The sequence below is a fragment of the Candidatus Binatota bacterium genome (assembly GCA_012960245.1).
Lineage (GTDB): Bacteria > Desulfobacterota > Binatia > UBA1149 > UBA1149 > UBA1149.
The window spans coordinates 79,496-102,595 of sequence record DUBO01000028.1 but is presented as its reverse complement, the minus strand read 5'-3'; the positions used below and the strand labels follow the sequence as shown (position 1 = coordinate 102,595).

The following is a 23,100-nucleotide window of genomic DNA, read 5'->3' as shown; positions in this document are numbered from 1 at the left end:
CCGCCGTAGCTCAACGCAGCCAGCGCGGGCAGGCCGGAGTCGCTGGCGCCGTTGTTCTCGAGCTCCTCGACGATGCGCGACAACATCGTCGGCACCACGAAAGCGTTGGTCACCTGCTGCTCGCGGGCCAGCCGCAGCCACTCGCCCGCCGAAAAGGCGGGCAGCTGCACGACCCGCCGTGCCGAGTAGACCGAGCTCAGCAGAGAGGCCACCCCGGCTATGTGGTAGGGCGGCACGCTCACCAGCGCGGCGTCGCTGTCGGCCGCGCCGCCGAACTCAACCGAGCTGAAGATGTAACTGACAAGATGGCGATGCCTGAGCACGGCGGCCTTGGGAGCGCCGGTGGTGCCGCTGGTAAAAAGAAGAATGGCGATGTCGTCGCCGTCCATTGCCCAGGGCTCGGCCAAGGGCTCGCCCGAAGCCGACTGCTCGAGAAAGTCGGCGCTGCTGATCGCCGTGATGCCTTCGCGCCCGGCAAGATCGGCCGCGCGCTCGGCGTCGGTCACGAGCATGGTGGGCGTAACGCGCTCGAGCAGGGCGTCGAGTTCGTCTCCCGTCAGGCGATAGTTGAGAGGAACGTAGGGCACTCCCGCCCATGCCGATGCGAACAGGGCCACCGCCACCGCCGGGCTGCTGCTGTCGAGCAACGCCAGGTGCTCAGCGCCGCTTTCGCGCAAGCGGCGCGCAGCCGAACCGGCAGCCGCGAACAACTGCGCGTAGGTCAACGAACTGTCGCCCTCCTGCACCGCCACGCGGTCGGCAAAGCCCGACGAGGCCATTTCCAGCAGCATAGTGATGTTCATCTTGATACAGTCCCGCCGCGCGAAACGCGGCAGCCTTCAGTCAGAGCTCGGCAGCGGCTTGGCTTCTTTGAGCACCAGGGTCTCGGCAGCCAACGACAACGAACCCGCGCCCGGCTTGGTGCAGAGCAGCTCCAGGTCGCCAGCCTCGTTGACGTAGCGCTTGCCCAGCTGCGTACCGTCGGACTGCGCCGCGTCGGGAGCGTCGCCCGACTTGTCGGCGTCCATCGCGATCATTGACGAGCCACCACAACCGAGGTCGGCGTCACCCGCCGGTGCCGAGATCACCATCACCTCGCTGTCACAGACCGCGCTCTGCAAGCGGGTCCCAGCCTTGAGTTCAGCCATAGTCGTTTGTTCTCCTTTACCTTGGTGTCTTCCGCGTCAGTGTCCTTTAAAACCCGGCTTGCGTTTTTCAACAAAAGCCGAGGTGCCCTCGGGCGCGTCGTGCGTGTGCGCCGACAACACCGCGTGCGCGGCCTCGTACTCTATCATCTCGTCGAGGCGCGCCGTCAGTGATCGGTGCACAAAACGGCGGGCCAGCTCAACGCCCACGGCCGGCGCCTGGGCGTACCTCGCGGCGTAGGCGGTGGCGGCTTCGAGCGCGCCGCCCTCCTCTACCAGCTCGTCGATGAGCCCCTCGGCCTTGCACTCGTCGGCGAGCAGGATGTCGCCGGTGGTGACCATGCGCAGCGAAGTCGACAGGCTGGTCACTCGCGGCAGCAGCCACGACACGCCGCAGTCGGGGGCAAAACCAAGCCGCACCATGGCCGCGCACATCTGGGTGCTGGGGTCGGCAAAGCGGCGGTCGCAGGCCAGCGCGAAGGCCAGGCCGGCGCCCATCACCGGGCCGTGCAGGGCCGCGATAACCGGCTTGTCGACATCAAAAATCCAGCGAACAACCTCGCCTATAGGGCCAACCGGAGTCTTGCGCTGGTAGCGCGGCATGTCCTGCTCGCGCTCGCGCGGTGAGATGCCGGGTATAACTCGCTCGGCCTTGCCGCTGAGCCACTCGGCGTCGCCGCCTGCCGAAAAACCGCGGCCGGCGCCGGTGAGAACGATGGCGCGGATGTCGTCGTCCTCGCGCAGTCGGCGGAACAGCCCGCAAAGGGCTTCGCTCAGATCCCAGTCGATGGGGTTGAGTTTTTTCGGCCGGTTGAGCGTGATGACGCCGACACCGCCCTGGGCCTGGTACTTATAGCTGTCGTCTGCCACCGCTTTGCTCCCCCTGTTTGCCCTGCCGACCGACGGGTAGAACGTGTTCCAGTAGCGTTCTAGTAGCAAGGTGTACAGGCGAACGCCAGTCGGGTCCGCCATACCCGCCCTCAGCGCGCCGCGTGCAGGGCCGTCAGCAGATCGGCTGCGCGCTGCTCGGCCTTGGCGCCGGCCAGGGGGAAGTCGCTGGGCAGGTTGAGCGTGTCGAGCAGGCCGCCCCAGCTCGCCGTAAGCTGCTCGGCGAGGTCGTCGGCGCCGGCGTCGGGCGGCGATATGCAGCCGAAGAGATCGGCCACGTCGTCGGGCACAAGCTCTTCCATTTCGCGCCAGCGTTTCTCACGCGACATCTCGTGCAGTTGCTCGGCGAGATCGAGTACTCCCTCGACCTCGAACACGCGGTGGTAGGAGCGCGTTGAGCCGTAGAACGCCACGCGCCGCTTGAGCAGCACGCGCTCGCGGGCCATGTCCTCTTCGTTGTCGGCCGTCACCACGATGGGCGCGCCCACCACCGCCACTTCGCCTGCGCTACGACCGGCGCGTTGCGCGCCTTCGGCCACCGTGGGCAGCACAACTTCGCGCAGGTAGCGCGGCGTGCAACAGGGATGCACAAACACCGAGTCGCAGACTTCGCCGGCCAGGCCAAGCATGTAGCGGTTGACCGCCGCTATCTGCAAGGGGATACGCGGGTGCTCGAGTGGCGCGGCCATGAACACCTCGGCGGCCAGGGTAAAACGATAATGCTCGCCCTCGAAGTAACGCGGGTCATCGGGGTGCTGAAAGGTGTAAAAAATAGCGCGCAGGCAGTCGAGGTACTCGCGCATGCGCGGGCCGGGCGCACCGGTCCACGGCACGCCGTAGCGCCGCTCGTTGTGGCCCTTCACCTGCGTGCCCAGTCCGAGGGTAAAGCGCCCGCCCGAAAAACGCTGCAGGTCCCAGGCCGACTGGGCCACCACCATGGGTGCGCGCGGAAACGAAACCGCAACACCGGTGGCCAACTCAATGCGGCTGGTGTGCTCGGCGGCCAGCACCAGCGGAAAGAACGGATCGTGGCCGGCGGTCTCCGGCGATATGAGTAGGTCGAAGCCGAGCTGCTCGGCCCTCTGCGCGGCCTCGGCCAGTCCCGCGGTGCCCAGCTCGACCGGATGATCGGTGAAGCTGTAGCCCTCGATTACCGCTATGCCGACTTTCATAGGCAGGCCCGGTCGCCCGCTCAGTCGCCGCTGTCTGCTAGCTGGGCGCGCAGTTGCTCGGCTCGCTCCATGGCCTTCTCGTAGGTGCCCAGGCCGGTGCTTTCGACCGTGGTCTCTTCGCCGCGCAGTACCTTGAGCGGATCCTTCAGGTCACCGACGTAGCCCAGCGCGTAGGCACCGCGTGAATAGCCCATCAACCTCAGCAGGTCGTCGGGCAGCTCGCGGGCTATCTCCGGCGGCACCGACAGGTACTGGTTCTCCTCCTGCCTGAGCCACGCCAGGTTGTAAGTTATGTTGACCCCGCATCGTGTAGCGTCGGACTTGTTGGCGCCACCGCCGTGGTAGACGCTGCCGGTGTAGAGCAACACCGAGCCGCGTTGCATGGTGGCCGACACAGTGTCCTCCTGCGAATAGCGCAATCCGTCGCCAGCACGATGGCTACCCGGCACCACGCGGGTGGCGCCGTTCTCCTCGGTAAAATCTGTCATCGCCCAGATGGTGTTGCACTGCACCTCGTAACCGTCGGGAAAGGGAAAGAAGTCGAAGGCCCACTGGTCGCGGTGGACGGGCTGCGCCTCGCCACCCGGACCGATGGCGATGATCTGCGTCAGGTGAAGCTGGAAGTTGCTGGCGTGACCGAGCACCTTGCCCACTGTTGCCAGGATTTTCTCGTTCATCACCAGCTCGCGTGCGGTCTCGGAGCGGGCGATGAGCGCACCGGTGCGGCGCGTGCTGTGGCCCGAGAACTCGTCGGGCCCCGTGCGCGTAGCCTCCATCGATGGGCGCAACTCCTCGGCCAGGCGATCCATGAGGGCGTCGTCGACCAGGCGGTCGAGCACCACCGCGCCGTCCTCGGCCAGGCGGGCGGCTATGTCTTCGGGCGCCGAGTCGGCGGGCAGGTGTTTTACTTCCAGTTCAGGCATATCGGGCCACTCCTCGCGCGACAGCTCAGGCCGCCGCCTGCTCGGCGGGCGGAAACTTTATGTACTCGTCCACCAGCATCTCGGCCAGCTCGCGGTTCGACCCGGGGCGGTCGCCCTTGACGCGGCCGCGACTACGCAGGTCGTCCAGCAGGCGGTCGAGTATGAAATCTACTCCCAGGTCGTCGCTGCCGTCGGCCCAGGTCTGTCGCTCCGCCTGGTCGTTGAAGCAGTAAGCCTTCCACGACACGGACAGGCGTAGTTCGTTAAAATCCCAGGCACCGAGTTCGTCATTCTCGTGAACCACTCTCCAGCGACCCGTACCCGGACCGTCGCTGGTCATGCGCATGCCCGGCTTGAGCAGCGGCATGTTGCCGGCGGCCTGTCGCACCCGGTCCACGCCGTGAAATACCGAATCGGTGTCGATGACCACTGCCGTGTTAAACGCTGCCGGCACGGTGCTCGGGCCGCCCTCGGCGCCGCGGGGGTAAAACGCGAAGGCGCCACCCTCGGCGTGCTGGAACCAGGCCACGGCGGTGGCGATTGGCATGCGCCACTGTTCGAACAAGCCGCTGTGGTGCATTACCACCAGCAGCCACTGGGAGGTGTTCTTGCGACTGACCCCGCGGAACTCGGGCACGTCGGTGTGCACGGCCAGCTCCTGCCCCGGCACGAGTACGTTGGCGTACACTATGGCCGGCACGATCACGTCGCGGCCGTACAGTTTGCGCGCGGCCTGGGCCAGGCCAGGGTGATCGCGCATCACCTCTATGCCCGGTGCGGCGACATCGTCTCCGTAGCTGTAGGTTTCACGGAAGTAGTTTGTGCGGGCCACCAGCACCTCGAGGTCCTCGTGCTGCCCGAAGCGGCCGCCGGTGTTTATGAAATTGTAGGCCGCGTCGAACCGCTGCGGCAGGCCCTCGCCAATGCCTTCGTTCAGGCCTTCCTCGGAATACATGCCGTAGCTGCCGAAGCGCTCGAACAGCTCGAGCAGCTCGGCGGCCTCCGAGTCACTGAGAAGCGGGTCTATCAACGTGTAAGGCGCCGTTGTTGTCATCCTGTTATTCTCTCCAGCAGGCCATCGACTGCGAGCCTGGCCATCTCTTTCATTTCTTCGTCGCTGCGGTCCTGCACCGGGTGGGCCACGAACACGCCGGCCTCGGTCGCGCCCAGCGCCGCGGCCTGCCCATGACCGGCCTGCTCAAACGCCACCGTCGCCACGTATACGCCCGGGATGCCGCGTGATTCAAGATCTGCGATGTCGTGCACACTGCACGTCGTGCAGCTGCCTCAATCGGCCAGGGCCTCCACGACGGCCTCGCACTCCACGGCGATCTTCTGCCTCAGGTCCACCGGCGCCGGCTTGGTGAAGGTGGGCTTGGCGTAGCGCAGCACGCGCGCGCCGCGCTTCGTGAGCAACGCCTCGAGGGTGTTGAGAAAAACGTCGCCGCGGGGCTTGGAAATATCGAGCAGGCCGACCGTCCGCCCCTCAATGCCACCGAGCCTGGGCGCGGCCGGTCGCTGCCCCGGGACGCGCTCGTTGCCCGGGTCGAGTAAGGTTCGCGTGGCTGCTTGTTCTTCGTTCATCTGCCGATCTCCCTCGTGGTCATGCGGCTGCCCGCGTCGCCGTTGAGCCAGCCGCCGATGACGACCGAGAAAAGCCCCGCCCCGCCGCCGGCAAAAACCAGGTGCAGCGCACCCGGCACGAACTTGCCCACGGGCTGGTCGGCCATTTCGGCGGGCAGCGGTAGCCCCTCTTCAATGCCACCCGTGCCGCGGGTCATTTCGCTGGCCGGCACGGTAGTCAGCTCGTGCAGGCGGTCAATGAGTTGCTGCTTGCCCCAACCCGCGTCGGCAAACACGCGCGCGTGCTCAGGGCCGATGACCAGCATGGCATCTATGAAAAAACCCAGCTTGGGATGCAGCACGCCCATGAGGCCGGCGGCCAGCGAGCGCGCCAGCGACTCGGGCTCGCGCGACAGCTGGTCGACCACCGTGCGCGGCGCCTCGCCGGTAAACACGGTGACGGTATTGGCCGAGGGGTCGAAGCCACGGTCAACGGCCAACGACTGCCACGGCGAGTCTTCTTCGCCCTCGGCAAAACACAGCCCCAGCTTGCCGGGGTTGCCGTAGGTCGCTCGGTCTACTCCGTCGGGGCGGCCGCCGCCCACGTTGCGGATGACCAGTTGCAGGGCGCGGCCGATGGTCGCGTTGGCGCGGTTGCCCTGGCCGAGCACGTTGACGCCGGAGTTCATGTTGATGCGGCGGCGCAGCGGGCCGTTGACGATCAAGACAGGGCCAACGCCCATGGTCGTGGCCAGCACACCGTGCATGTTGAACTCGTCGCTGCACACGGCTTCAACGGCGGCCAGCACTACCGGCAGGTACTCGGGTCGGCAGCCTGCCATGACGGCGTTGATGGCTACTTTTTCTACCGTGCAGTCAACGAGGTCTGGCGGCACCGTGGCCACGATCTCGGCGGGGTCGCGTTCAGTACCTTCGAGCATGTCGAGCACGCGTCGCTCGGTAGGCGGCACGACGGGAAGACCGTCGCTCCAACCGCGCTCGTGGGCCAGCTCAAACTCGTCTTCGAGTTCGGCGAGTTGAATTCGTCGTGCCGACAGGCGGCCGCTTTCAAAACGCGCCCTGAGTTGCGACTCGCGCGCGGGATCGACCGACAGCGAGCCGCAACCGGGTCGGCTATCGGGCAGGTCGGCTCCCAGCGGGTCAACACCGGTCAACTCTTGCCACTCTGCGCGGTGCCAGCCCACCACGCGGCCGGTTTCACGGCCATCGACCAGGCGCAGCAGCGTGGGCACGGTTTCTATCTTGTTGCGCCAGGAGGCCGCCAGCTCGCGGTCGTCGCGCGGGTGCAGGCCCTCGGGAAACGACGGATCGTCCTGGCTGTATACCGAAAGTGGGCTGGCGGCTGTTTTCGCGGCAGCGGCCAGCTCGGCCAGCACGGGCCCGACAAGCTCGCAGGTAGGGCAGTCGCGCTTGACGAATGCCACGAGCCCGTTCGCTGGCAGCTGCGACGGCCCGGCGTCCGGGGAAGAATCTATCTCGGGGGCGGCGTCCATGACGGTCGCGAGAGAATACACGCCCTCGCGGGCAACGGCCAGACCCCCGGTTTTTGGCCTTTGAGAACACGTCGCAAACCTGCAAAAGCTAGGTCTTCCCCTTCCGGAACAAGATGAGCTTGGACAATCAGAAACTGGCGGCGCTCGTCGACCGCGCGCGGCGCGAAATCGACCAGGGCCTGCTGCCGTCCTGCCAGTTGGCGGTGGGCTACGAGGGCGAGATCGTAGAATCGCTGACGCTTGGCGACGCCGACGACGACACGCGTTTCTGTATTTTTTCGTCCAGCAAGCCACTGCTCGCGGCCGCCGCCTGGGCGCTGATTGGCGACGGGCTGCTCGACGTCGCCAGGCCGGTGGTCGAGTGGATCCCCGAGTTCGGCAGCAACGGCAAAGACGAGGTAACCCTGGAACAGGTAATGCTGCACACCTCGGGGTTTCCCAGCGCACCCATGGGCCCGCCCCTCTGGAGCACGCGCGAGGGACGGCTCGAGAACTTCGCGCGCTGGCGCCTTGAGTGGCAACCGGGTTCGGCCTTCGACTACCACGCTACCTCGGCTCACTGGGTACTGGCCGAGGTACTCGAACGCGTGAGCGGCAGCGACTTTCGCGACCTCGTGGAGCAGCGAGTGACTTCGCCCTGCGGTCTGCCGCGCCTGCTAGGGATCGCCCATGACGCGCAAGCCAACTTGGCCCCGGTGACCTCGGTGGGCGAAGCGGCCAACGCCGACGAGCTCGAGGCTGCGTTCGGAATGCGCGAACTACCGGAAAGCGAAGTGACCGAGGAAATGGTGCAGGCCTTCAACCTGCCCGATATCCGCGAGCTGGGCGTTCCCGGCGCGGGTGGCTTTGCCCGGGCCACCGACCTGGCGATGTTTTACCAGGCCCTGCTGCACGACCCGGCCGGCGCCTGGAACCCGGCCGTACTCGAAGATGCTCGCGCCAACGTGCGCCAGAACATGAAGGGTCTCAGCACAGGCGTACCCGCCTGCCGCACGCTGGGCCTGGTGCGGGCAGGCGAAACCGACCCCCACTTGCGAGGCTTCGGGCGCACGGTTTCTGCGCGCGCCTTCGGCCACGGCGGTGCCGGTGGGCAGGTGGCCTGGGCCGACCCCGACACGGGGCTGTCGTTCGCCTACCTGACCGGCGGCCACGACCGCCACCAGGTCAGGCAGCCGCGCCGGGTTACGGCCCTGTCATCGCTTGCCGCGGTGCTGCGCGCCGACTGAACCCCTTGAGTGGGGAGATTTTCCGTGCCACCGTGGCGGGATTGTCCGCGCACGGGTGCGACAAGGAGCCCCACGAATGGCCGCCGCCAACACCGATCAATCAACCAACGATAGCGCCCCCAGCGCCGGGGTGCAGGAAACCCGCGTCCAGGAAAGGGCGGTAGACAACAAGCCCACGCTCTACGGTTTCCAGACCTGCCCCTTCTGCTGGAAGGTGCGCAGCCTTCTCAACTGGAAAGGCGTGGACTACAGCCCGGTAGAGGTCGACCCCATGACCAAGGCCGAGATCAAGTGGGCCAACTGGAAGGCGGTGCCAGTGTTCGTGGATGCCGACGGCACCCAGGTCAACGACTCGAACCAGATACTGCACTACGTCGACGACCAACTGGGCGGCCCGGCCCGTTTTGCGCGCGAAGGCGCCGACGCCGAACAGGACGGCTGGATGTCGTTCAGCGACGAGGTGATGGCCAAATCCATCGTGTCGGTGGTCTACGGCAGCCTGCGCTCGAGCGTTGCAGCGATGGAGTACGTGACCGGCGTGGAGCGGTTCTCATGGCTGCAGGCGCTCAAGGCCAAGTGGCTGGGCGCCATCGTCATGCGCATGATAGGCCGCAGCCGCGCGAAACTGTTTGACCTGCCGCCCGAAGAAAACCTCACCGCCCAGCTCGACAAGTTGTCGGCTGCGTTCACCCCCGACTTTCTCGGTGGCGCGCAGCCCAACGGTGGCGACTTTGCCAACTACGGCATACTGCGCTCGACCCAGGGCCTGCGCGGCTTCGACCTCGTGGAGAACCATGCGCTGGCCGGGCCGTGGTACCATCGGATGCAGGAGCTGTCCTCCACCTGAGCGCATCGCGCCCACCCTTAACCATGAACGTAAGAAACACAGCCATCATCGCCCACGTCGACCACGGCAAAACCACGCTGGTGGACCGGCTGTTACAGCAGGGCGGCGCGCTCGGCGAACACCAGGAGCTGGTCGACCGCGCCATGGACAGCAACGACCTCGAGCGCGAACGCGGTATCACCATACTGGCCAAGTGCACGTCGGTAACCTGGAAGGACACCCGCATAAACATCGTTGACACGCCGGGCCACGCCGACTTCGGTGGCGAGGTGGAACGCATACTGAGCATGGTCGACGGCGTGTGCGTGCTCGTGGACGCTGCCGAGGGGCCCATGCCACAGACCCGTTTCGTGGTGGGCAAGGCGCTCAGGCTGGGGCTGAAACCGCTGGTCGTAATCAACAAGGTAGACCGCCCCGACCAGCGAGCTGAAGAAGTGCTCAACGAGATCTTCGATCTTTTCGCCGCCCTCGAGGCCACCGACGACCAGCTCGATTTTCCCATCGTCTACGCTTCGGCCAAGCAGGGTTGGGCCGTCCACGACCTCGCCGACGAGCGCGTGGACATGAGCCCGCTGTTTGAGCTCATAGTCGAGCACACACCCGCGCCGCGCCTGGACGATACAGGTGCGTTCCGCATGCTCGCCACCACCCTGGAGTACGACCCGTGGCTCGGGCGCATACTCACCGGGCGCGTGGAGTCGGGCACGGTGCGATCAAACATGGCGGTGAAGGTGCTCTCGCTCGACGGGAGCATGGTCGAGACTGGGCGCATAACCAAGGTGCTTTCGTTTGACGGCCTGCAGCGCAATTCGCTCGACAGCGCCACCGCGGGCGACATCGTGGCTATCGCCGGACTCGAGGACGCGACGGTGGCCGACACCATCTGCGAACCCGCCGTCAGCCAGGCACTGCCCGCCCAACCAGTTGACCCGCCCACGCTGGCCATGTCCTTTGCCATCAACGACTCGCCGCTGGCCGGCAAGGAAGGCGACAAGGTTACCAGCCGGGCCATACGCGAGCGCCTGTGGCGCGAGGCCGAGGGCAACGTAGCCTTGCGGGTGTCCGACACCGACGACAAGACGGTGTTCGAAGTAGCCGGCCGCGGCGAGCTGCAACTGGGCGTGCTCGTGGAAATCATGCGCCGCGAGGGCTACGAGCTTTCGCTCGGCCGGCCGCGCGTTCTCTACCGCGAGGATCCCGACACGGGCAAGCTCTGCGAACCAGTAGAAGAAGCCGTGGTCGACGTAGACGACAACTTTACCGGCGTGGTCGTCGAGAAGATGGCCCAGCGCCGCGGACGCATGGTCGAAATGCAGACCTCGGGTGGCGGTAAGACCAGGATCGTGTTCCACGTGCCATCGCGTGGCCTGATCGGCTACCACGGCGAATTTTTGACCGACACCCGGGGCACAGGCGTGATGCACCGCCTCTTCCACGACTGGGAGCCGGTGGCCGGCGATATGCCCGGCCGCCGTTGTGGCACCCTGGTGTCAATGGAGCAGGGGCAATCGGTTGCCTACGCGCTTTGGAACCTCGAGGAGCGCGGCCCACTGTTCATCGGCCCGGGCGAGAAAGTGTACCGCGGAATGATAATCGGCGAGCACAACAAGGGCAGCGACCTCGACGTAAACCCGCTCAAGGGCAAGCAGCTGACCAACATGCGCGCCTCGGGCAAAGACGACGCCATACAGCTCACGCCGCCCACGCGCATGACCGTCGAGCAGGCCATGAGCTACGTGGCCGACGACGAGCTCGTGGAGGTCACGCCGACCTCGGTCCGCCTGCGCAAGCGCTGGCTCGACCCGCACGAACGCAAGCGCCGCGGCAGATCGGCCCCGCAGGCCGCGAGCGCCTCCTAGGCGCGCAGCCCGGTTTGAGCGGTACCCCGCGGGATCAGCGTCGCGCGGTTGATGCCGAGTACACCTAGTTTCTCGAGCAACAGGCACAAGCCGTAGCCGAGATCTATCTCCGAGAGACGGTACGAGAAGCGAGCCGAAGCCGGAAAGCGGTGGTGGTTGTTCTGGTAGCCTTCGCCCATTATCAGCCAGGCAGCAAGGTGATTGTTGCGCGAGTTGTCCGGCGTGTCGAAATTGCGCCCGCCCACGGCGTGGCCCAGCGAGTTGACAACCCACCCTTCGATCGGGTGACTCATCATCCCCAGGTAGTAGCAGGCCGCCAACGCCCACATGCCGGTAGGCAAAGCGATCGCCAGCGCCACGCCCAGGTGGGCGAGATAAGGCAGCAGCCAGAGGCGCCTGCGGTTGATCCAGCTCACCGGGAAGTCGATGTCGGCAACTCTTGAGCTGTAATGCTCCTCCCCGCGGGCAAGCCCGACCAGCACGCGCTCGTATGACCGCAACTGCCCGAACAACACGCCCACGAGGCCCTGGTGCACCGGGCTGTGCGGGTCTTTGTCGGTATCGGAGTGGTCGTGATGAAGGCGGTGCATGCAGACCCAGCCAAGCGGATCCAAGCCGGTGATCCAGACACCGAAGGTGGCTACAAAGCGGCTGAGCCGGGGGCCCAGGTGCAGGGCTCCGTGGGCCAGCCCGCGGTGATAAAACAGCGATATGGTAGTCGTATTGACCAGGTAAGCGGCCAGGAACACGGTTAAACACAGTAATAGGTACATTGGAATCCTCCTTTAAAATCAGGGTAATTCAGACTTACCCAACCGTAAGTTACGAATGGGTAACCTACGCTTGCGTAAGTTACGGCGTCGTAGTAGTTTTGTCAAGGATGGCAGAAAAAAAACTCACGGCGGCCGCGCGGCGGGCGCAGCTCATCGACGTCGGGCGGGGTGTTTTTGCCGAGCGTGGCTACAAGGGCAGCTCGGTAGAAGAAATCGCCGAAAGGGCGAAGGTATCCAAGCCCATCCTCTACGAGCACTTCGGGGGCAAGGAAGGTCTGTACGCTGTCATCGTGGACCGCGAGATGGAGCAGGTGGTGTCGATGATCACCGAGGCGATCTCTTCGGGTTCCCCGCGTCGGCGTGTCGAACGCTCGGCGCTCGCGTTTCTGACCTACGTGAAGGACCACCCCGACGGCTTCGCCGTGCTTTCACACGACACGCCCACCGCCGAGGGCCGCGGGCGCATGGCCAGCCTGCTCAACGATGTAGCCGAGCGCGTGGGCGACGTGTTTACAGCCACCCTGAAAGACGCGGGCTACGACCCGAAACACGCGCCTCTCTACGCCCACGCGCTGGTCGGCATGGTGACCTTTGTCGGGCAGTGGTGGATCGATGTGAAGAAACCCGACGTGGAGAAGGTAGCCGCGCACCTGGCCGCGCTCATCTGGATGGGCCTGCGCCACCTGCCCAAGGATCCCACCGCGTTGTCGAACAACTAGCTCGCGTAAATCGAACCCTCGGCGTGAGCGCCGCGCGGTATCGTTCTAGGCCGCTTTCAGGTCGGCAACTACCTGCCGCACGTGGTCTTCGTCGCGCGACAGCTGCGGCGGAAAATCCACCAACACCGTGTCGTACACTCCGCGGCAACGCTCGGTCATGTTGACGGCGAAGTCGTCCCAGCTGGTGGTGATGGCCCACTGGTCGAGCATGTCGTCGCTGATGATAGCCGGCATTTCTTTCCAGCCACCCTGCTTGGACAAGCGGTGCAGCTCGGCGCCGGCGTCCTGCCAGCCGTGGTGATCGAGTATGCCGTGGTAGGTGCGCGTGGACGCGTAGAAGGATATGGCCTGCTTGAGCGCCTCGCGGGCCGAGGCGATCTCTTCGTCGTTGCGACCAACGGCCACGAAGGGCGCGCCTATGCGGTTGATCTGGTCGGCCGGTCGACCGGCCCTCTCCGCGCCCTTTTCGAGCAACGGCTGCACGACCTCCTGCTGGTATGAAAACGTACCTATGGGGTGCAGGCGCACGCCGTCGCACAACTCCCCCGCCAGGCGGCACATGTAAGGATTGACCGCTGCTATAGTGAGCCCCGGCAACGCGTGGTCAATGGGGCCAGGATTAAAGAACGGCGGCAGCATGGTGAAGGTGTAGTGCTCACCTTCAAAGGTCGTGGGACCGTCGGCCCCGGCAAAGGCGTTGTAGATCGCGCTCAGGCACTCGAGGTACTCGCGCATGCGCGGGCCCGGCGGACTGTCCCAGGCGGTGGCGTAGCGAAACTTGTTGTGCCCCTTTACCTGCGTGCCAAGGCCGAGCACGAAGCGACCGTCGGAGTACTGTTGCAGGTCCCAGGCCATCTGCGCGGTCACCATCGGCGAGCGCGGAAACGAAATGGCCACGTTGGTGGCCAGCTCCACGCGCTCGGTGTGTTCGGCCGCCACCACCAGCGCGAGAAACGGGTCGTGCCCCGCCTCGGGTACGGCTATTGAATCAAAGCCCAGCGATTCCAGCCGAGCGGCTTCGGAGGCTATGAAAGCCAGGTTCATCATTGAACCGCCGTCGCCGGCGTACTGGTCCTTGTCGGGGTTGAGCAAGCCCGTTTCCACGCGAAATCCCATCTTCAATTATTCTCCAGTTGTTCAGTCCGCCAGCAGGCGGCCGCCGGTCGTTGTGTCAGGCGGCCTCGCCCTGGGCGGCATCGCCCTGGGTGGCTCGCTGGGCGGCAGCCCTGCCCACCAGCCAGCCAAAAGTACAGGCCGGGCCAATGGTGGCGCCCGCCCCGGGGTAGCTCGTGCCCATGACAGAAGCCGAGTTGTTGCCCACCGCGAACAGCCCGTCTATCGGTGACCCGTCCTCGCGCAGTACGCGCGCGTGGATGTCGGTGGCCAGTCCACCCTTGGTGCCCAGCTCGCCAGCCTCGGCGCGTATGGCGTAGAACGGTGCCTTGTCCAAGGCACCCAGGCAGGGGTTGGGGGTCACCTTTTCGTCGCCGTAAAACTTGTCGAACAGTCCGTCCCCGCGATTGAAGTCGGGGTCGACGCCACGCTTGGCGTTGTCGTTAAACGCCGACACCGTAGACGCCAGGCCCGCCGGATCAACGCCGGCCTGCTCGGCCAACCCCTCAACCGTGTCGGCCTTGTAGAGATAGCCGTCGCGCAACTGCTTGGGCAATCGCCAATCGGGCTGCTGCGATGACTGCAGGAAAGGACCGCAGGGATACTTGGCACGGTACTGGGAGTCGAAGACCATGAACGCGGGCACGCAGTCGTTGCCGCTGCGTTGCTGCTCGTACATGGCGTTGACAATATCGAGATAGGGCGACGCCTCGTTCACAAAACGGGCGCCCGCGCGGTTGACCATGATGGTGTGCGGCAGGCCCTTTTCGATGACCAGCATGCGGGCGTTCCACTCGCCGGGTACCGCAGTACACGGCCCCCACCACGCGTGCTCCATGAGGTCGAGCGCCGCGCCTTCTTTCTCGCCCAGGGCTATGGCATCGCCCGTGCTGCCGGGACTGCCAGTGGTCCACTCCACCTTTGAGGGCGAAGGTAGAAAACGATCGCGCATTTCCTGGTTGCGTTCAAAACCACCGGCGGCCAGCAGCACGCCCTGCCTGCCCCGCAACCGCAGCGCCTTACCTTCGCGCTCGGCCAACACACCCACCACGCGGCCGTCTTCGACCAGCAACTCGGTCATCGCCGTGTTCAGCCAGAGATCAAGCTCGCGGTCGAGCAGCGACAGCCTGAGCGGCGCCACCAGCGCGTTGCCCAACGACAGGCAGCGGTCGCGTTTGCCGCGCAACCGGCCTTTCAGGTCAGCGTAGTACCGCCCCATCATTTTCATGGTCATGCTTATCCAGCCCTTGTGACGGGCCAGGATATGGTGAGCCTCTGTGGCCGTCATCGACATGCGCCCAAACACCAGCTCCTGCAGTGCCGGTTCGCGCAGGAGGTAGAACTCGTCGCCCAGCCGGCGGGCATCAAAGTGCTCAGGCTCCAGCCCACGGCCACCCGACTTGCCGCCAGGCGCGTCGGCGTAGTAGTCAGGGTAGGTCAGCATGCACTCCATGCGCAGGTGAGTGTTGTCGTGCAGCCAGTCGAGCATCTCGGGCGCACGGTCGACATAGGTCTCGAGTTTTTCACGCGCCACCACGCCGCCGGTAACAGCTTCAAGGTAGGCCAGCGCCTCGTCACGCGAGTCGGCCACACCTTCTTCCTTCATCATCGAGTTGCAGGGAATCCACATGGCACCGCCCGACATGGCCGAGTTGCCACCATACTCGTCGGTCTTCTCAATGATCAGCGTGCTCGCGCCACCGTCGTGCGCGGCCATCGCCGCCACCATCGCCCCGGCGCCGCTGCCCACCACGAGCAGGTCGACTTCGTGATCCCAGTTTCCACTTGCTGCTGTTGCCTGTCCTGTCATTGTCCTGTTCTCCCGGCGGCAGTCACTGAGGACTGTTATCGCTCGTTTCTCATTACCACGGCGCTGCCATTGCCACCCAGTCCGAGCGCCTGGGCAAGGCCCACCCCGGCCCCCGGCACCTGGCGGCCACCGCCGTCCCCGCGCAACTGGGTCACCAACTCGCAGACCTGCCATATACCCTGCGCAGTGGTGGCCTCACCAAAACTCTGGAAGCCGCCACTGGGATTGATCGGCATGCTGCCGGTGGGGGTGGTCTCGCCAGCCTCCATCAACCCCTCGGCCTCGCCGGGTTTACAAAAGCCCCACTCCTCGGGAAAACTGAGCTCGTAGAAGACCGTGTTGTCTTGCAGCTCCATGAAATCCACCTCGGCTGGTTTCACACCTGCCATGGCCATGGCTTTTTCGACCGCCAGCGCGGCTTCGCTGTGGTAGGCCTCGCCGTGCGCCGGCACCGGGCCGGCCAGGCCACGCGGAATACCGTCGTCGAAGCGGGCGGTCGCCACTGCGCTGCCCGCCACCCATACCGGGCGTCGGCTGTTGGCGCGAGCGATATCGGCCGAGCAGATCACCACGGCAGCCGCACCGTCGCTCACCGGGCAGATTTCGAAAAGCCGCAGCGGGTAACTCACCATGGCCGAGCCCAGCACCTGCTCCAGGGTGAACTCCTTGCGAAAGCGCGCCCACTCGTTGTGAACCGAGTTGGCGTGGGCCTTGACGGCTATCCTGGCCAACTGCTCCTCGGTGGTGCCGTGCTTGGCCATGCGGCGCCTACACATGGCGCCCCAGAAGGCCGGGCCCGGCATTCCCACGCAGACCTGGCGCAAGTACTCGGGGTCGGTGACCTCCTCGACGCCCGAGGTCTGGATAAAGCCCTTGGGCATTTTTTCGCCACCCACCACCAGCATCACGTCGTGTATGCCGCTGGCCACCATCGACCAACCCACGTTGAACGCGTTGCCGCCCGCGGCGCAGCCCGCCGACAGGTTGTAGACCGGCACGCCGGTGTTGCCGAGATCGTCGACTACGTCGTTGCCGTTCAGGCCCCAGCCGCGGCCACCTGAAAATCGCGAGCTGGCCGCAGCCACGGCCTCGATCTCGCGCCACGCCACGCCCGCGTCGGCCAGCGCCTGGTCTACCGCCACCCGGCAGAGATCCCCGACCGACTTGTCCTTGAACTTACCCCAGGGGTGCATCCCCAGGCCGATTACCGCTACGTCTCTCAAGCGCCCGCCCCCTGCTCTACCACCCTGAATTTCCAGGTACTGAGTTCCTTGCCGTCCTCGTCGTGGGCCAGCGTGTCTATGATCAACTCTACCCTCTGGCCCACGTCCACCGACTCGGGATCGTCGGTGGCCACGCGGCCGAGCACGCGCAGGCCGTCGTCGAGATCGACCACCGCCATGGCGTAGGGCTGGTACGGTTCATCGAACTTGACCGGCGCGGGCGGCGGGTAGTCCTGCCGCGCGAGACTCCAGATGACTCCCCAGGGACCGAACTCGGCCGGCTGCAGGTCGGGCGCGTCGCAGTCAGGGTTGTGACACTGCGCCGAGACGGGCAGGTAGGGCATGTCGCAGCCCGCGCAGCGCGAGCCGGTAAGACGCGGGCCGTTGGCCGTGTCGATGAACAATCCTTCTACGACTGGAGTGGCTTGGGGCAATGGTCAATCCTCCCGGGGTTCAGCTTTCTTTGATCGCGCGGGTGATGGCAGGCAACAACTCGAGGCAATCGCCCACCAGCCCGTACCGGCACTGGCGAAACACCGCCGCGTCGGGGTCTATGTTAATGGCCACCAGGGTCTTGGCCGAAGTGCAGCCGACCATATGCTGGCTGGCGCCCGAAATACCGGCGGCTATGTAAAGGCGCGGCCTGGTGATGCTTCCTGTAAGCCCCACCTGCTGCGAACGGTCTATCCAACCGTCGTCCACTATGGGCCTCGACGCGCCCACCACGCCGCCCAGGGCAGTGGCCAGCTCTTCTACCAGCCCCAGGTTGGCGGCGTCCTGCAGTCCACGACCTCCGGCCACTATGACCTCGGCGTCTTCGAGACGCGGGCCCTCGGTGACCGCGCGCTCCACCACGCTCACCCTCTCGGGCTCGCCACAATCAAGCGAAACGGTCTCCAGCGGCGCCTCTCCTTGCGAGCCGGCCGGCCCGGCGTCGGCAACGTTGTCGCCCAGCGCCACCACCGCGGTGGAGTCGCCTTCAAAACGATAGCCCGAGCGCGTGTCACCGCCATAAGCAGCGGCCGTGAGCGAGAGGCCGTCGTCGTCGGAGTTCAGGTCGACCACGTTCATCACCACGCCGCAGCCCAGGCGCGCGGCGATGCGCGGCACGATACAGCGCGAGTCAAAGGTCTGGGCCACGATAAGCAGCGCGCCCTGGCGGTCGCCAAGATAGTCGGCCGCCGCGTTCACCTGCGCATCACCGGCCCAGCCACCGAGCGAGTCATCGTCGGCGTGGTCAACAGCGGTGACACCGTAGCTGCCCGCCAGCGTCGCCAGTTGCGCGGGAAGATCTCCCAGCACCAGCCAGCGCAGTTGCCCACCGCGTTGGTCGGCCAATCGCCGGCCCATGGCGGCGAGCCGCAGCGCGTTTGACGGCAGCCCGTCGCGGCCGCTGTCGATGCTCAACAGCACTACGTCGCGCGAAGCCATCAGGCGCTCCCCCCGGCAATGGCCTCGTCCTGGCGCAGGCGCGCGACCAGGGCCGCGGCCTGCTCGTCGACACTGCCACCCTCTATGAACTCGCACTGGCCGTGCAGCTCGGGCACCGAAGTGCTGGTCATCACGACACGGGGGGCCAGCTCATCGGCCGACAGTCCCAGCGAAGAGGGCTCCACGGTTTCGGCCGTGCGCCGGCGTGCTTTCATCTTGTTTGACATCGTGGGGTACCGCGGGTCGCCGAGTTCGTTGGATATGGTGACCACCGCGCCACCGTCCACCTGCACGGTCTCGTCGCCGTCGGGGGTCGCGCGTATCACCCGCCAGCCGTCGCCGGCCACGGCCACGTCGCGGGCTATGGTGACCAGCGGTAACGACAGCGCCTCGGCCAACACGGCCGGAACCACGCCCTGGTCATCGTCGGAGGCCTGGCGACCACAGAGAACCAGCTGGGCCCCGCCGCTGCTGCCCACCCACGCGCCGAGCAGTCGGCCTATGGCCGAGCAATCGAGATCGGCGGGATCGGCAGCGAGATGAAAGATGCCGTCCGCGCCCATGGCGGCGGCGTGCTTGAGTATGTCGGCCGAATCGCTACCGAGGCTCACGACGTCCACCGTCACCGACTCGTCGTTGTCCTTGAGTCGCAGCGCCGCTTCGAGTGCCTGCTCGTCGTAAGCGTTCATGAGACGGGGGATGCTCGCGTTGACCACGCTGCGTCCGTCCTCGCCGATCTCGAGCTTGCCCTCGAGCACGTAGTTGCTCACCGCGTCGGGGTCGAGCACCTCCCTTGCACACACTACAACTCTCATGTCGCTAATCCTTGCCCTCGCCCGATGATATTTTTGCACCGGGCGACAGCGCCCTGCCGGGCAGCGCGCCAGGCGGTCCGCTGTCGTCGTCGTAGTAGAGACTCGACGACTCGCACCACGCGCTTTTCCACTCCCACTGGTCGGGCTTCTTCTCGAGATCGACCATCAGGTACCAGCGCCACGGCGGGTCACCGTGGTCCACGTACTCGCCCGTCAGGCGACCGGTGAACTCCATGCGCGCAGCCCAGCGCGTGCCCGGCAGTGGCCCGCCGCCCTCGCACTCGGCGCGTCGGTCGACGGCCGATGGCTCCAGGCCCCTGCGGCCGGGGATCTCGTTGCTTGGATCGGCCACGCTTACCCGGGCATTACGCCTGTGAGGTTCTCAAAGGTTTCGAGCGCCTCTTCGACCATGTCGAACATCATCTGCCGCGCCGGTTTCATCTCGGTCACGAAGCCTATGCCCTGGCCGGCTGCCTCGGTCATGAGATCGCCGCGGCGGTGGTCGTTGGCACCCTGTATGTACTCCGAGCTGAGCAGCATCTGGTAGGGAGAGTGCAGCGGCCTGGGCGCGTCGGCCTTGGCCCACTCGTCGGTCCAGGGGCAACGCGTCACGCGCATCGAGAATCCCGAAATGCTGCTGGAGTAAACCGTACTGTCGGCGTCGGCGGCCAGGAGTTTTTCTTTCATTACCATGTCGGTGTCCGACTCGCGCGAGCACAACCACATTGACCCTGTCCACACACCGGCAGCGCCCAGGCAAAGTGCCGCGGCCAGGTGCTGGCCCGTCGAGATGCCGCCGGCAGCGACCACCGGCGTGTCGCCTGCCACCGACACAACCTCGGGAACAACCGAGAAGGTGCCTATGGGCCCGGTGTGGCCGGCCGCGTCGTAGCCCTGGGCGATGATAACGTCGACCCCGGCTTCCAACTCGCGTACCGCCTGGCGTTTCTTGCCCACCAGCCCCATGACCTTCATGCCACGCTCGTGCGCCGCCTCGACCATGAAGTGCGGGCTTCCCAGCCCCGAGCAGAACACCGGTGCTTTTTCTTCCAGTACCACGTCCATCTGTTCGCGGGCGATTTCCTGGTTGAGCCCACCCCAGGTGTGCAGATCCTGCTCGGCCTTGGGCGGAGGAACGTCGTACTTATCAAGAATCGTGCGGGCGTAGGCCCAGTAGTCGTCGGGAATCCCCTCTTGCAGCTTGTCGACCGTCCCCGCCGGCGGCGCCGACGACGGCAGCACGAGGTCAACGCCGAAGGGCTTGCCGCCCACGCGCTCGCGTATCCAGTTAATGTCCTGGCTGATGCGGTCGGGCGGATGCATAGCCTCGCCCAGGCAGGCAAAACCACCCGCGTTGACAACCGCCACCACCACGTCCTTGCAGTGGGTGAAGGCCATCACCGGAAACTCGATCTCGAGCATATCGCATAATTTCGTGTGCAGGGGGTTCTTTGACATGTCTGAAAACTCTCTCTTGCGGGGTCGCCAACGGACGCCCCGACACCGGGGAACCTAGCCGGGTAACTGGAATAGAACAAGTTCTATTCTGCTGGACAGCATGCTGTATACCCCCTATATTCGCGGCTCACGGCGCCCGCTGGGCGCCGATGTACAACTCACGATGAGCAAGGGAGCCCTTTCAGAAATTCGCGTGATCGAGCTTGGCGAAGGCGTCTCTGCGCCCTTCTGCGCCAAGCTGCTGGCCGACTACGGCGCCGACGTCGTAAAGGTGGAGCCCCCCGGTGGCGACCCGGCCCGTGCGCTGGGGCCTTTTCCGGGCGACGAAGCCCACCCCGAGAAAAGCGGATTGTTCTTTTTTCTGAACAGCAACAAGCGCAGCGTCGTGCTCGACCTCGACAGCAGCGAAGGTCGCGAACTCTTCTTCGACCTGTTGCGCACGGCCGACATGCTCGTCGAGAACCAGTCGCCCGCGAAGAAACGCGAGCTCGGCATCGACTACGCGGCCCTCGCGGCCGTAAACCCTCAACTGGTCGTGGTCTCGATCACCCCGCTGGGGCAGACCGGGCCGGCCGCCGAGTGGAAGGCCGTCGACCTCAACGCCTGGCACATGACGGGCGCGGGCAGTCGTTACTGTGGAAAGCCTGACCAGGCCCCGCTCGAGATCGGAACCTTTGCCGCCGACTTCTACGGGGCCATTACGGGCGCGGCCTGGGGACTGGCCGCCACCCTGGGACGCGACAAGGTGGGTAGTGGACAGCAGCTCGACGTGTCTTCGGCCGAGGCGATCGCGGCCACCTTCACCGGCGGCCAGAACATAGGCGCGCTGGCACAGGACGGCGTCTTCGACTTGAGAACCGGCGTGGGCATGTCGCTGGCCGCGCCCGCCACGATCATGCCCTGCAAGGACGGTCACGCCTGGGTGCTGGCGCTGGAGGCCGCGCAGTGGAACGGGCTGGTCGAGGTCATGGGCAACCCCGACTGGGCGCAGCTCGAAATGTTCCAGGACATGTTCACCAGGGCGCAGAACTCTGACCTCATCTACTCCATGCTCGAAGAGTGGACCCTCCAGCAGGGCAAGTTCGAGTTGATGGACCGCTGCCAGGCCGTGGGCGCGCCGGTTACGGCCGTGTTCACGGTGGCCGAGGCCGCCCGCCACGAGCACCTGCGCGAGCGCGGCTTCATGGTCGAACTCGAGCACGCCGAACTCGGACGCGTGACCACGCTGGGGCCGCCCTTCAAGCTGCCGGCCTGCCCCGGTGGCGCCGTGACCGCGGCGCCGCTGCTCGGTGAGCACCACGACGAAATCCTGGCAGCCACCGCTCCCCGTGCCACGACTCCAGGCACATCTACTCCGGACGCCGCGACTCCCTCGGACAGCGGACGCCTGCCGCTCGAAGGGCTGCGCGTGGCCAACTTCGGCTGGGTGTGGGCGGGGCCGGTGACCGGGCAGACCCTGGCCTTCCTGGGTGCCGATGTCATAAAGGTCGAGTCGCACACCCGCGTTGACCTCACTCGCACGCTGCCGCCTTTTGCCAATGGCGAGGCCAGCCCCGATCGCAGTCTTTCGAACCACGCCTGCTGGGCCGGCAACGGCAGCGTTACACTCGACCTCAAGCAGGAGCGCGGTCTGGAGCTGGCGCGCGAGCTGGTGGCCACCTGTGACGTGGTGATCGAAAACTTCGGCCCCGGCGTCATGCAACGCCTCGGGCTGGGTTACGACGAACTCAAGCGCGTGCGTGAAGACGTGATCCTGTTCTCGATGCCCGCCGCCGGGCAGTACGGCCCGCTAAAGGACGTGCGCACCTACGGCATGAGCCTGTCGAGCCTCACCGGGCTGGACAGTCTCAACGGCTACGCCGATGGTCCGCCGGTGCCCATGGAGAACGCCTTCTGCGACCCCATGAACGGCATACTGGGCGCCTACGCCATACTGACCGCGCTCGCCTGGCGGCGCAGCAGCGGCGAGGGGCAACACGTTGACTACTCGCAGCAGGAAGCCGCCATGCAGTTGGTGGGCCCCGCTTACATGGACTTTGAGCTCAACGGCCGCGTGGCCGGCCCGCTGGGCAACCGCCACCCGACGGCTGCAGCCGCACCGCACGGGGTGTTTCCCTGCTCCGGCGAAGACCGCTGGATAGCCATCGCCGTAAGCAACGACCTCGAGTGGCGCGCACTCACCGGGGCTATGGACGACCCCGGCTGGGCCGCCGAAGAACGATACGAGAGCAGCTCGGGACGCTTGGAAGATATAGACAGGCTGCACGAGCAGCTGGGTGCGTGGACGGCCGGCTTCGGCGACCGCGAGCTCGTAGAGCGCCTGCAGGCGGCTGGAGTAGCCGCCACCCCGGTGCTCAACGTGGGCGACCTGCTCACCGACCCACACTGGAAAGCGCGCGAAACCTTCATCGAGGTCACCCATCCGCTGGGCTTCAACGAAACCATTTACGGCAGTTATGTAAAAATGGGCAGCAGCCAGGTTGTGGTCAAGCCGGGTCCGGCAATGGGACAGGACAACCACCGCGTGTTTGTCGATACCCTGGGCATGGACGAGGCCGAGTACTCCCGGCTGGTCGAAGAAAAGGTAATTTACTGATCGGCGCCGAGCGCCGAGGGAGCAC

General features: G+C 65.8%; 23 protein-coding genes. 5 read left to right on the top strand and 18 right to left on the bottom strand.

The genetic code is table 11. From position 1 onward, the window contains the following. From EYQ35_05140 to EYQ35_05100, 9 genes are all read right to left on the bottom strand, one after another. Positions 1-803, bottom strand: an 803-nt coding sequence (locus EYQ35_05140; protein ID HIF63530.1) for a long-chain fatty acid--CoA ligase, incomplete at its 3' end; no start/stop codon positions are given. A 36-nt stretch (positions 804-839) separates the two neighbouring features. Continuing rightward, positions 840-1,148 (bottom strand): hypothetical protein, encoded by a 309-nt coding sequence (locus EYQ35_05135; GenBank protein ID HIF63529.1) that lies wholly within the window; start codon positions 1,146-1,148, stop codon positions 840-842. A 36-nt stretch (positions 1,149-1,184) separates the two neighbouring features. Next, a complete protein-coding gene (locus EYQ35_05130) occupies positions 1,185-2,117 on the bottom strand; it encodes an enoyl-CoA hydratase/isomerase family protein (GenBank protein ID HIF63528.1) in 933 nt (310 codons plus the stop codon). 8 nt (positions 2,118-2,125) lie between these two features. Further along, on the bottom strand, positions 2,126-3,205 hold the full coding sequence (locus tag EYQ35_05125; GenBank protein ID HIF63527.1) for a TIGR03617 family F420-dependent LLM class oxidoreductase: 1,080 nt from the start codon (positions 3,203-3,205) through the stop codon (positions 2,126-2,128). A gap of 20 nt (positions 3,206-3,225) precedes the next feature. Continuing rightward, a complete protein-coding gene (locus EYQ35_05120) occupies positions 3,226-4,119 on the bottom strand; it encodes a phytanoyl-CoA dioxygenase family protein (protein ID HIF63526.1) in 894 nt (297 codons plus the stop codon). Between the two features lie 34 nt (positions 4,120-4,153). Further along, a complete protein-coding gene (locus EYQ35_05115) occupies positions 4,154-5,182 on the bottom strand; it encodes a hypothetical protein (GenBank protein ID HIF63525.1) in 1,029 nt (342 codons plus the stop codon). Then, positions 5,179-5,394, bottom strand: coding sequence for a hypothetical protein (locus EYQ35_05110; protein HIF63524.1), 216 nt, complete (start codon positions 5,392-5,394; stop codon positions 5,179-5,181). Before EYQ35_05110 ends, EYQ35_05115 begins: the two co-directional genes overlap by 4 nt. Before the next feature lie 21 nt (positions 5,395-5,415). Continuing rightward, on the bottom strand, positions 5,416-5,712 hold the full coding sequence (locus EYQ35_05105; protein ID HIF63523.1) for a hypothetical protein: 297 nt from the start codon (positions 5,710-5,712) through the stop codon (positions 5,416-5,418). Further along, positions 5,709-7,205: a thioredoxin gene (locus EYQ35_05100; GenBank protein HIF63522.1), complete on the bottom strand. Its 1,497-nt coding sequence runs from the start codon at positions 7,203-7,205 to the stop codon at positions 5,709-5,711. The genes EYQ35_05105 and EYQ35_05100 overlap by 4 nt, the downstream gene beginning before the upstream one ends. 113 nt (positions 7,206-7,318) lie before the next feature. On the opposite strand from EYQ35_05100, the gene EYQ35_05095 reads away from it, so the two are divergent. The 3 genes from EYQ35_05095 (at position 7,319) to typA (ending at position 11,137) form a co-directional block, all read left to right on the top strand. Next, positions 7,319-8,431, top strand: a complete 1,113-nt coding sequence (locus tag EYQ35_05095) for a class A beta-lactamase-related serine hydrolase (GenBank protein ID HIF63521.1) — start codon at positions 7,319-7,321, stop codon at positions 8,429-8,431. Between the two features lie 76 nt (positions 8,432-8,507). Continuing rightward, a complete protein-coding gene (locus EYQ35_05090) occupies positions 8,508-9,278 on the top strand; it encodes a hypothetical protein (protein ID HIF63520.1) in 771 nt (256 codons plus the stop codon). Positions 9,279-9,301: 23 nt separating this feature from the next. Further along, on the top strand, positions 9,302-11,137 hold the full coding sequence (gene typA, locus EYQ35_05085; protein HIF63519.1) for a translational GTPase TypA: 1,836 nt from the start codon (positions 9,302-9,304) through the stop codon (positions 11,135-11,137). Here typA and EYQ35_05080 read toward each other — a convergent pair. Then, the gene (locus EYQ35_05080) at positions 11,134-11,910 is read right to left on the bottom strand and encodes an acyl-CoA desaturase (protein ID HIF63518.1); all 777 of its coding nucleotides are present in this window, start codon (positions 11,908-11,910) and stop codon (positions 11,134-11,136) included. The two genes, typA and EYQ35_05080, sit on opposite strands and share 4 nt — an antisense overlap. A gap of 107 nt (positions 11,911-12,017) precedes the next feature. Here EYQ35_05080 and EYQ35_05075 point away from each other — a divergent pair, with 107 nt between their 5' ends. Then, positions 12,018-12,629 (top strand): TetR/AcrR family transcriptional regulator, encoded by a 612-nt coding sequence (locus EYQ35_05075; protein ID HIF63517.1) that lies wholly within the window; start codon positions 12,018-12,020, stop codon positions 12,627-12,629. Positions 12,630-12,674: 45 nt separating this feature from the next. Here EYQ35_05075 and EYQ35_05070 read toward each other — a convergent pair whose 3' ends face one another. The 8 genes from EYQ35_05070 to EYQ35_05035 are packed head-to-tail and all read right to left on the bottom strand — an operon-like array spanning position 12,675 to position 20,479. After that, the gene (locus EYQ35_05070) at positions 12,675-13,751 is read right to left on the bottom strand and encodes a TIGR03617 family F420-dependent LLM class oxidoreductase (GenBank protein HIF63516.1); all 1,077 of its coding nucleotides are present in this window, start codon (positions 13,749-13,751) and stop codon (positions 12,675-12,677) included. Positions 13,752-13,800: 49 nt separating this feature from the next. Further along, positions 13,801-15,552, bottom strand: a complete 1,752-nt coding sequence (locus tag EYQ35_05065) for an FAD-binding protein (GenBank protein HIF63515.1) — start codon at positions 15,550-15,552, stop codon at positions 13,801-13,803. Positions 15,553-15,587: 35 nt separating this feature from the next. After that, on the bottom strand, positions 15,588-16,775 hold the full coding sequence (locus EYQ35_05060; GenBank protein HIF63514.1) for a transporter: 1,188 nt from the start codon (positions 16,773-16,775) through the stop codon (positions 15,588-15,590). Next, the gene (locus tag EYQ35_05055; protein HIF63513.1) at positions 16,772-17,209 is read right to left on the bottom strand and encodes a benzoylsuccinyl-CoA thiolase; all 438 of its coding nucleotides are present in this window, start codon (positions 17,207-17,209) and stop codon (positions 16,772-16,774) included. Before EYQ35_05055 ends, EYQ35_05060 begins: the two co-directional genes overlap by 4 nt. 19 nt (positions 17,210-17,228) lie before the next feature. After that, positions 17,229-18,206: an electron transfer flavoprotein subunit alpha/FixB family protein gene (locus EYQ35_05050; GenBank protein HIF63512.1), complete on the bottom strand. Its 978-nt coding sequence runs from the start codon at positions 18,204-18,206 to the stop codon at positions 17,229-17,231. After that, on the bottom strand, positions 18,206-19,021 hold the full coding sequence (locus EYQ35_05045; protein ID HIF63511.1) for an electron transfer flavoprotein subunit beta/FixA family protein: 816 nt from the start codon (positions 19,019-19,021) through the stop codon (positions 18,206-18,208). The genes EYQ35_05050 and EYQ35_05045 overlap by 1 nt, the downstream gene beginning before the upstream one ends. Before the next feature lie 4 nt (positions 19,022-19,025). Next, on the bottom strand, positions 19,026-19,373 hold the full coding sequence (locus tag EYQ35_05040; GenBank protein ID HIF63510.1) for a hypothetical protein: 348 nt from the start codon (positions 19,371-19,373) through the stop codon (positions 19,026-19,028). 2 nt (positions 19,374-19,375) lie between these two features. Then, positions 19,376-20,479, bottom strand: coding sequence for a nitronate monooxygenase (locus EYQ35_05035; protein ID HIF63509.1), 1,104 nt, complete (start codon positions 20,477-20,479; stop codon positions 19,376-19,378). Between the two features lie 100 nt (positions 20,480-20,579). Here EYQ35_05035 and EYQ35_05030 point away from each other — a divergent pair, with 100 nt between their 5' ends. Then, the gene (locus EYQ35_05030; protein HIF63508.1) at positions 20,580-23,075 is read left to right on the top strand and encodes a CoA transferase; all 2,496 of its coding nucleotides are present in this window, start codon (positions 20,580-20,582) and stop codon (positions 23,073-23,075) included. Positions 23,076-23,100 lie beyond the last annotated feature (25 nt).

Coding starts and splice junctions, on each gene's coding strand:
- EYQ35_05045 (HIF63511.1), bottom strand. CDS start 19,021: ATGAGAGTTGTAGTGTGTGCAAGGGAGGTGCTCGACCCCGACGCGGTG.
- EYQ35_05050 (HIF63512.1), bottom strand. CDS start 18,206: ATGGCTTCGCGCGACGTAGTGCTGTTGAGCATCGACAGCGGCCGCGAC.
- EYQ35_05035 (HIF63509.1), bottom strand. CDS start 20,479: ATGTCAAAGAACCCCCTGCACACGAAATTATGCGATATGCTCGAGATC.
- EYQ35_05080 (HIF63518.1), bottom strand. CDS start 11,910: ATGTACCTATTACTGTGTTTAACCGTGTTCCTGGCCGCTTACCTGGTC.
- EYQ35_05065 (HIF63515.1), bottom strand. CDS start 15,552: ATGACAGGACAGGCAACAGCAGCAAGTGGAAACTGGGATCACGAAGTC.
- typA (HIF63519.1), top strand. CDS start 9,302: ATGAACGTAAGAAACACAGCCATCATCGCCCACGTCGACCACGGCAAA.
- EYQ35_05095 (HIF63521.1), top strand. CDS start 7,319: ATGAGCTTGGACAATCAGAAACTGGCGGCGCTCGTCGACCGCGCGCGG.
- EYQ35_05090 (HIF63520.1), top strand. CDS start 8,508: ATGGCCGCCGCCAACACCGATCAATCAACCAACGATAGCGCCCCCAGC.
- EYQ35_05135 (HIF63529.1), bottom strand. CDS start 1,148: ATGGCTGAACTCAAGGCTGGGACCCGCTTGCAGAGCGCGGTCTGTGAC.
- EYQ35_05075 (HIF63517.1), top strand. CDS start 12,018: ATGGCAGAAAAAAAACTCACGGCGGCCGCGCGGCGGGCGCAGCTCATC.
- EYQ35_05030 (HIF63508.1), top strand. CDS start 20,580: ATGCTGTATACCCCCTATATTCGCGGCTCACGGCGCCCGCTGGGCGCC.
- EYQ35_05100 (HIF63522.1), bottom strand. CDS start 7,205: ATGGACGCCGCCCCCGAGATAGATTCTTCCCCGGACGCCGGGCCGTCG.
- EYQ35_05125 (HIF63527.1), bottom strand. CDS start 3,205: ATGAAAGTCGGCATAGCGGTAATCGAGGGCTACAGCTTCACCGATCAT.
- EYQ35_05130 (HIF63528.1), bottom strand. CDS start 2,117: ATGGCGGACCCGACTGGCGTTCGCCTGTACACCTTGCTACTAGAACGC.
- EYQ35_05115 (HIF63525.1), bottom strand. CDS start 5,182: ATGACAACAACGGCGCCTTACACGTTGATAGACCCGCTTCTCAGTGAC.
- EYQ35_05105 (HIF63523.1), bottom strand. CDS start 5,712: ATGAACGAAGAACAAGCAGCCACGCGAACCTTACTCGACCCGGGCAAC.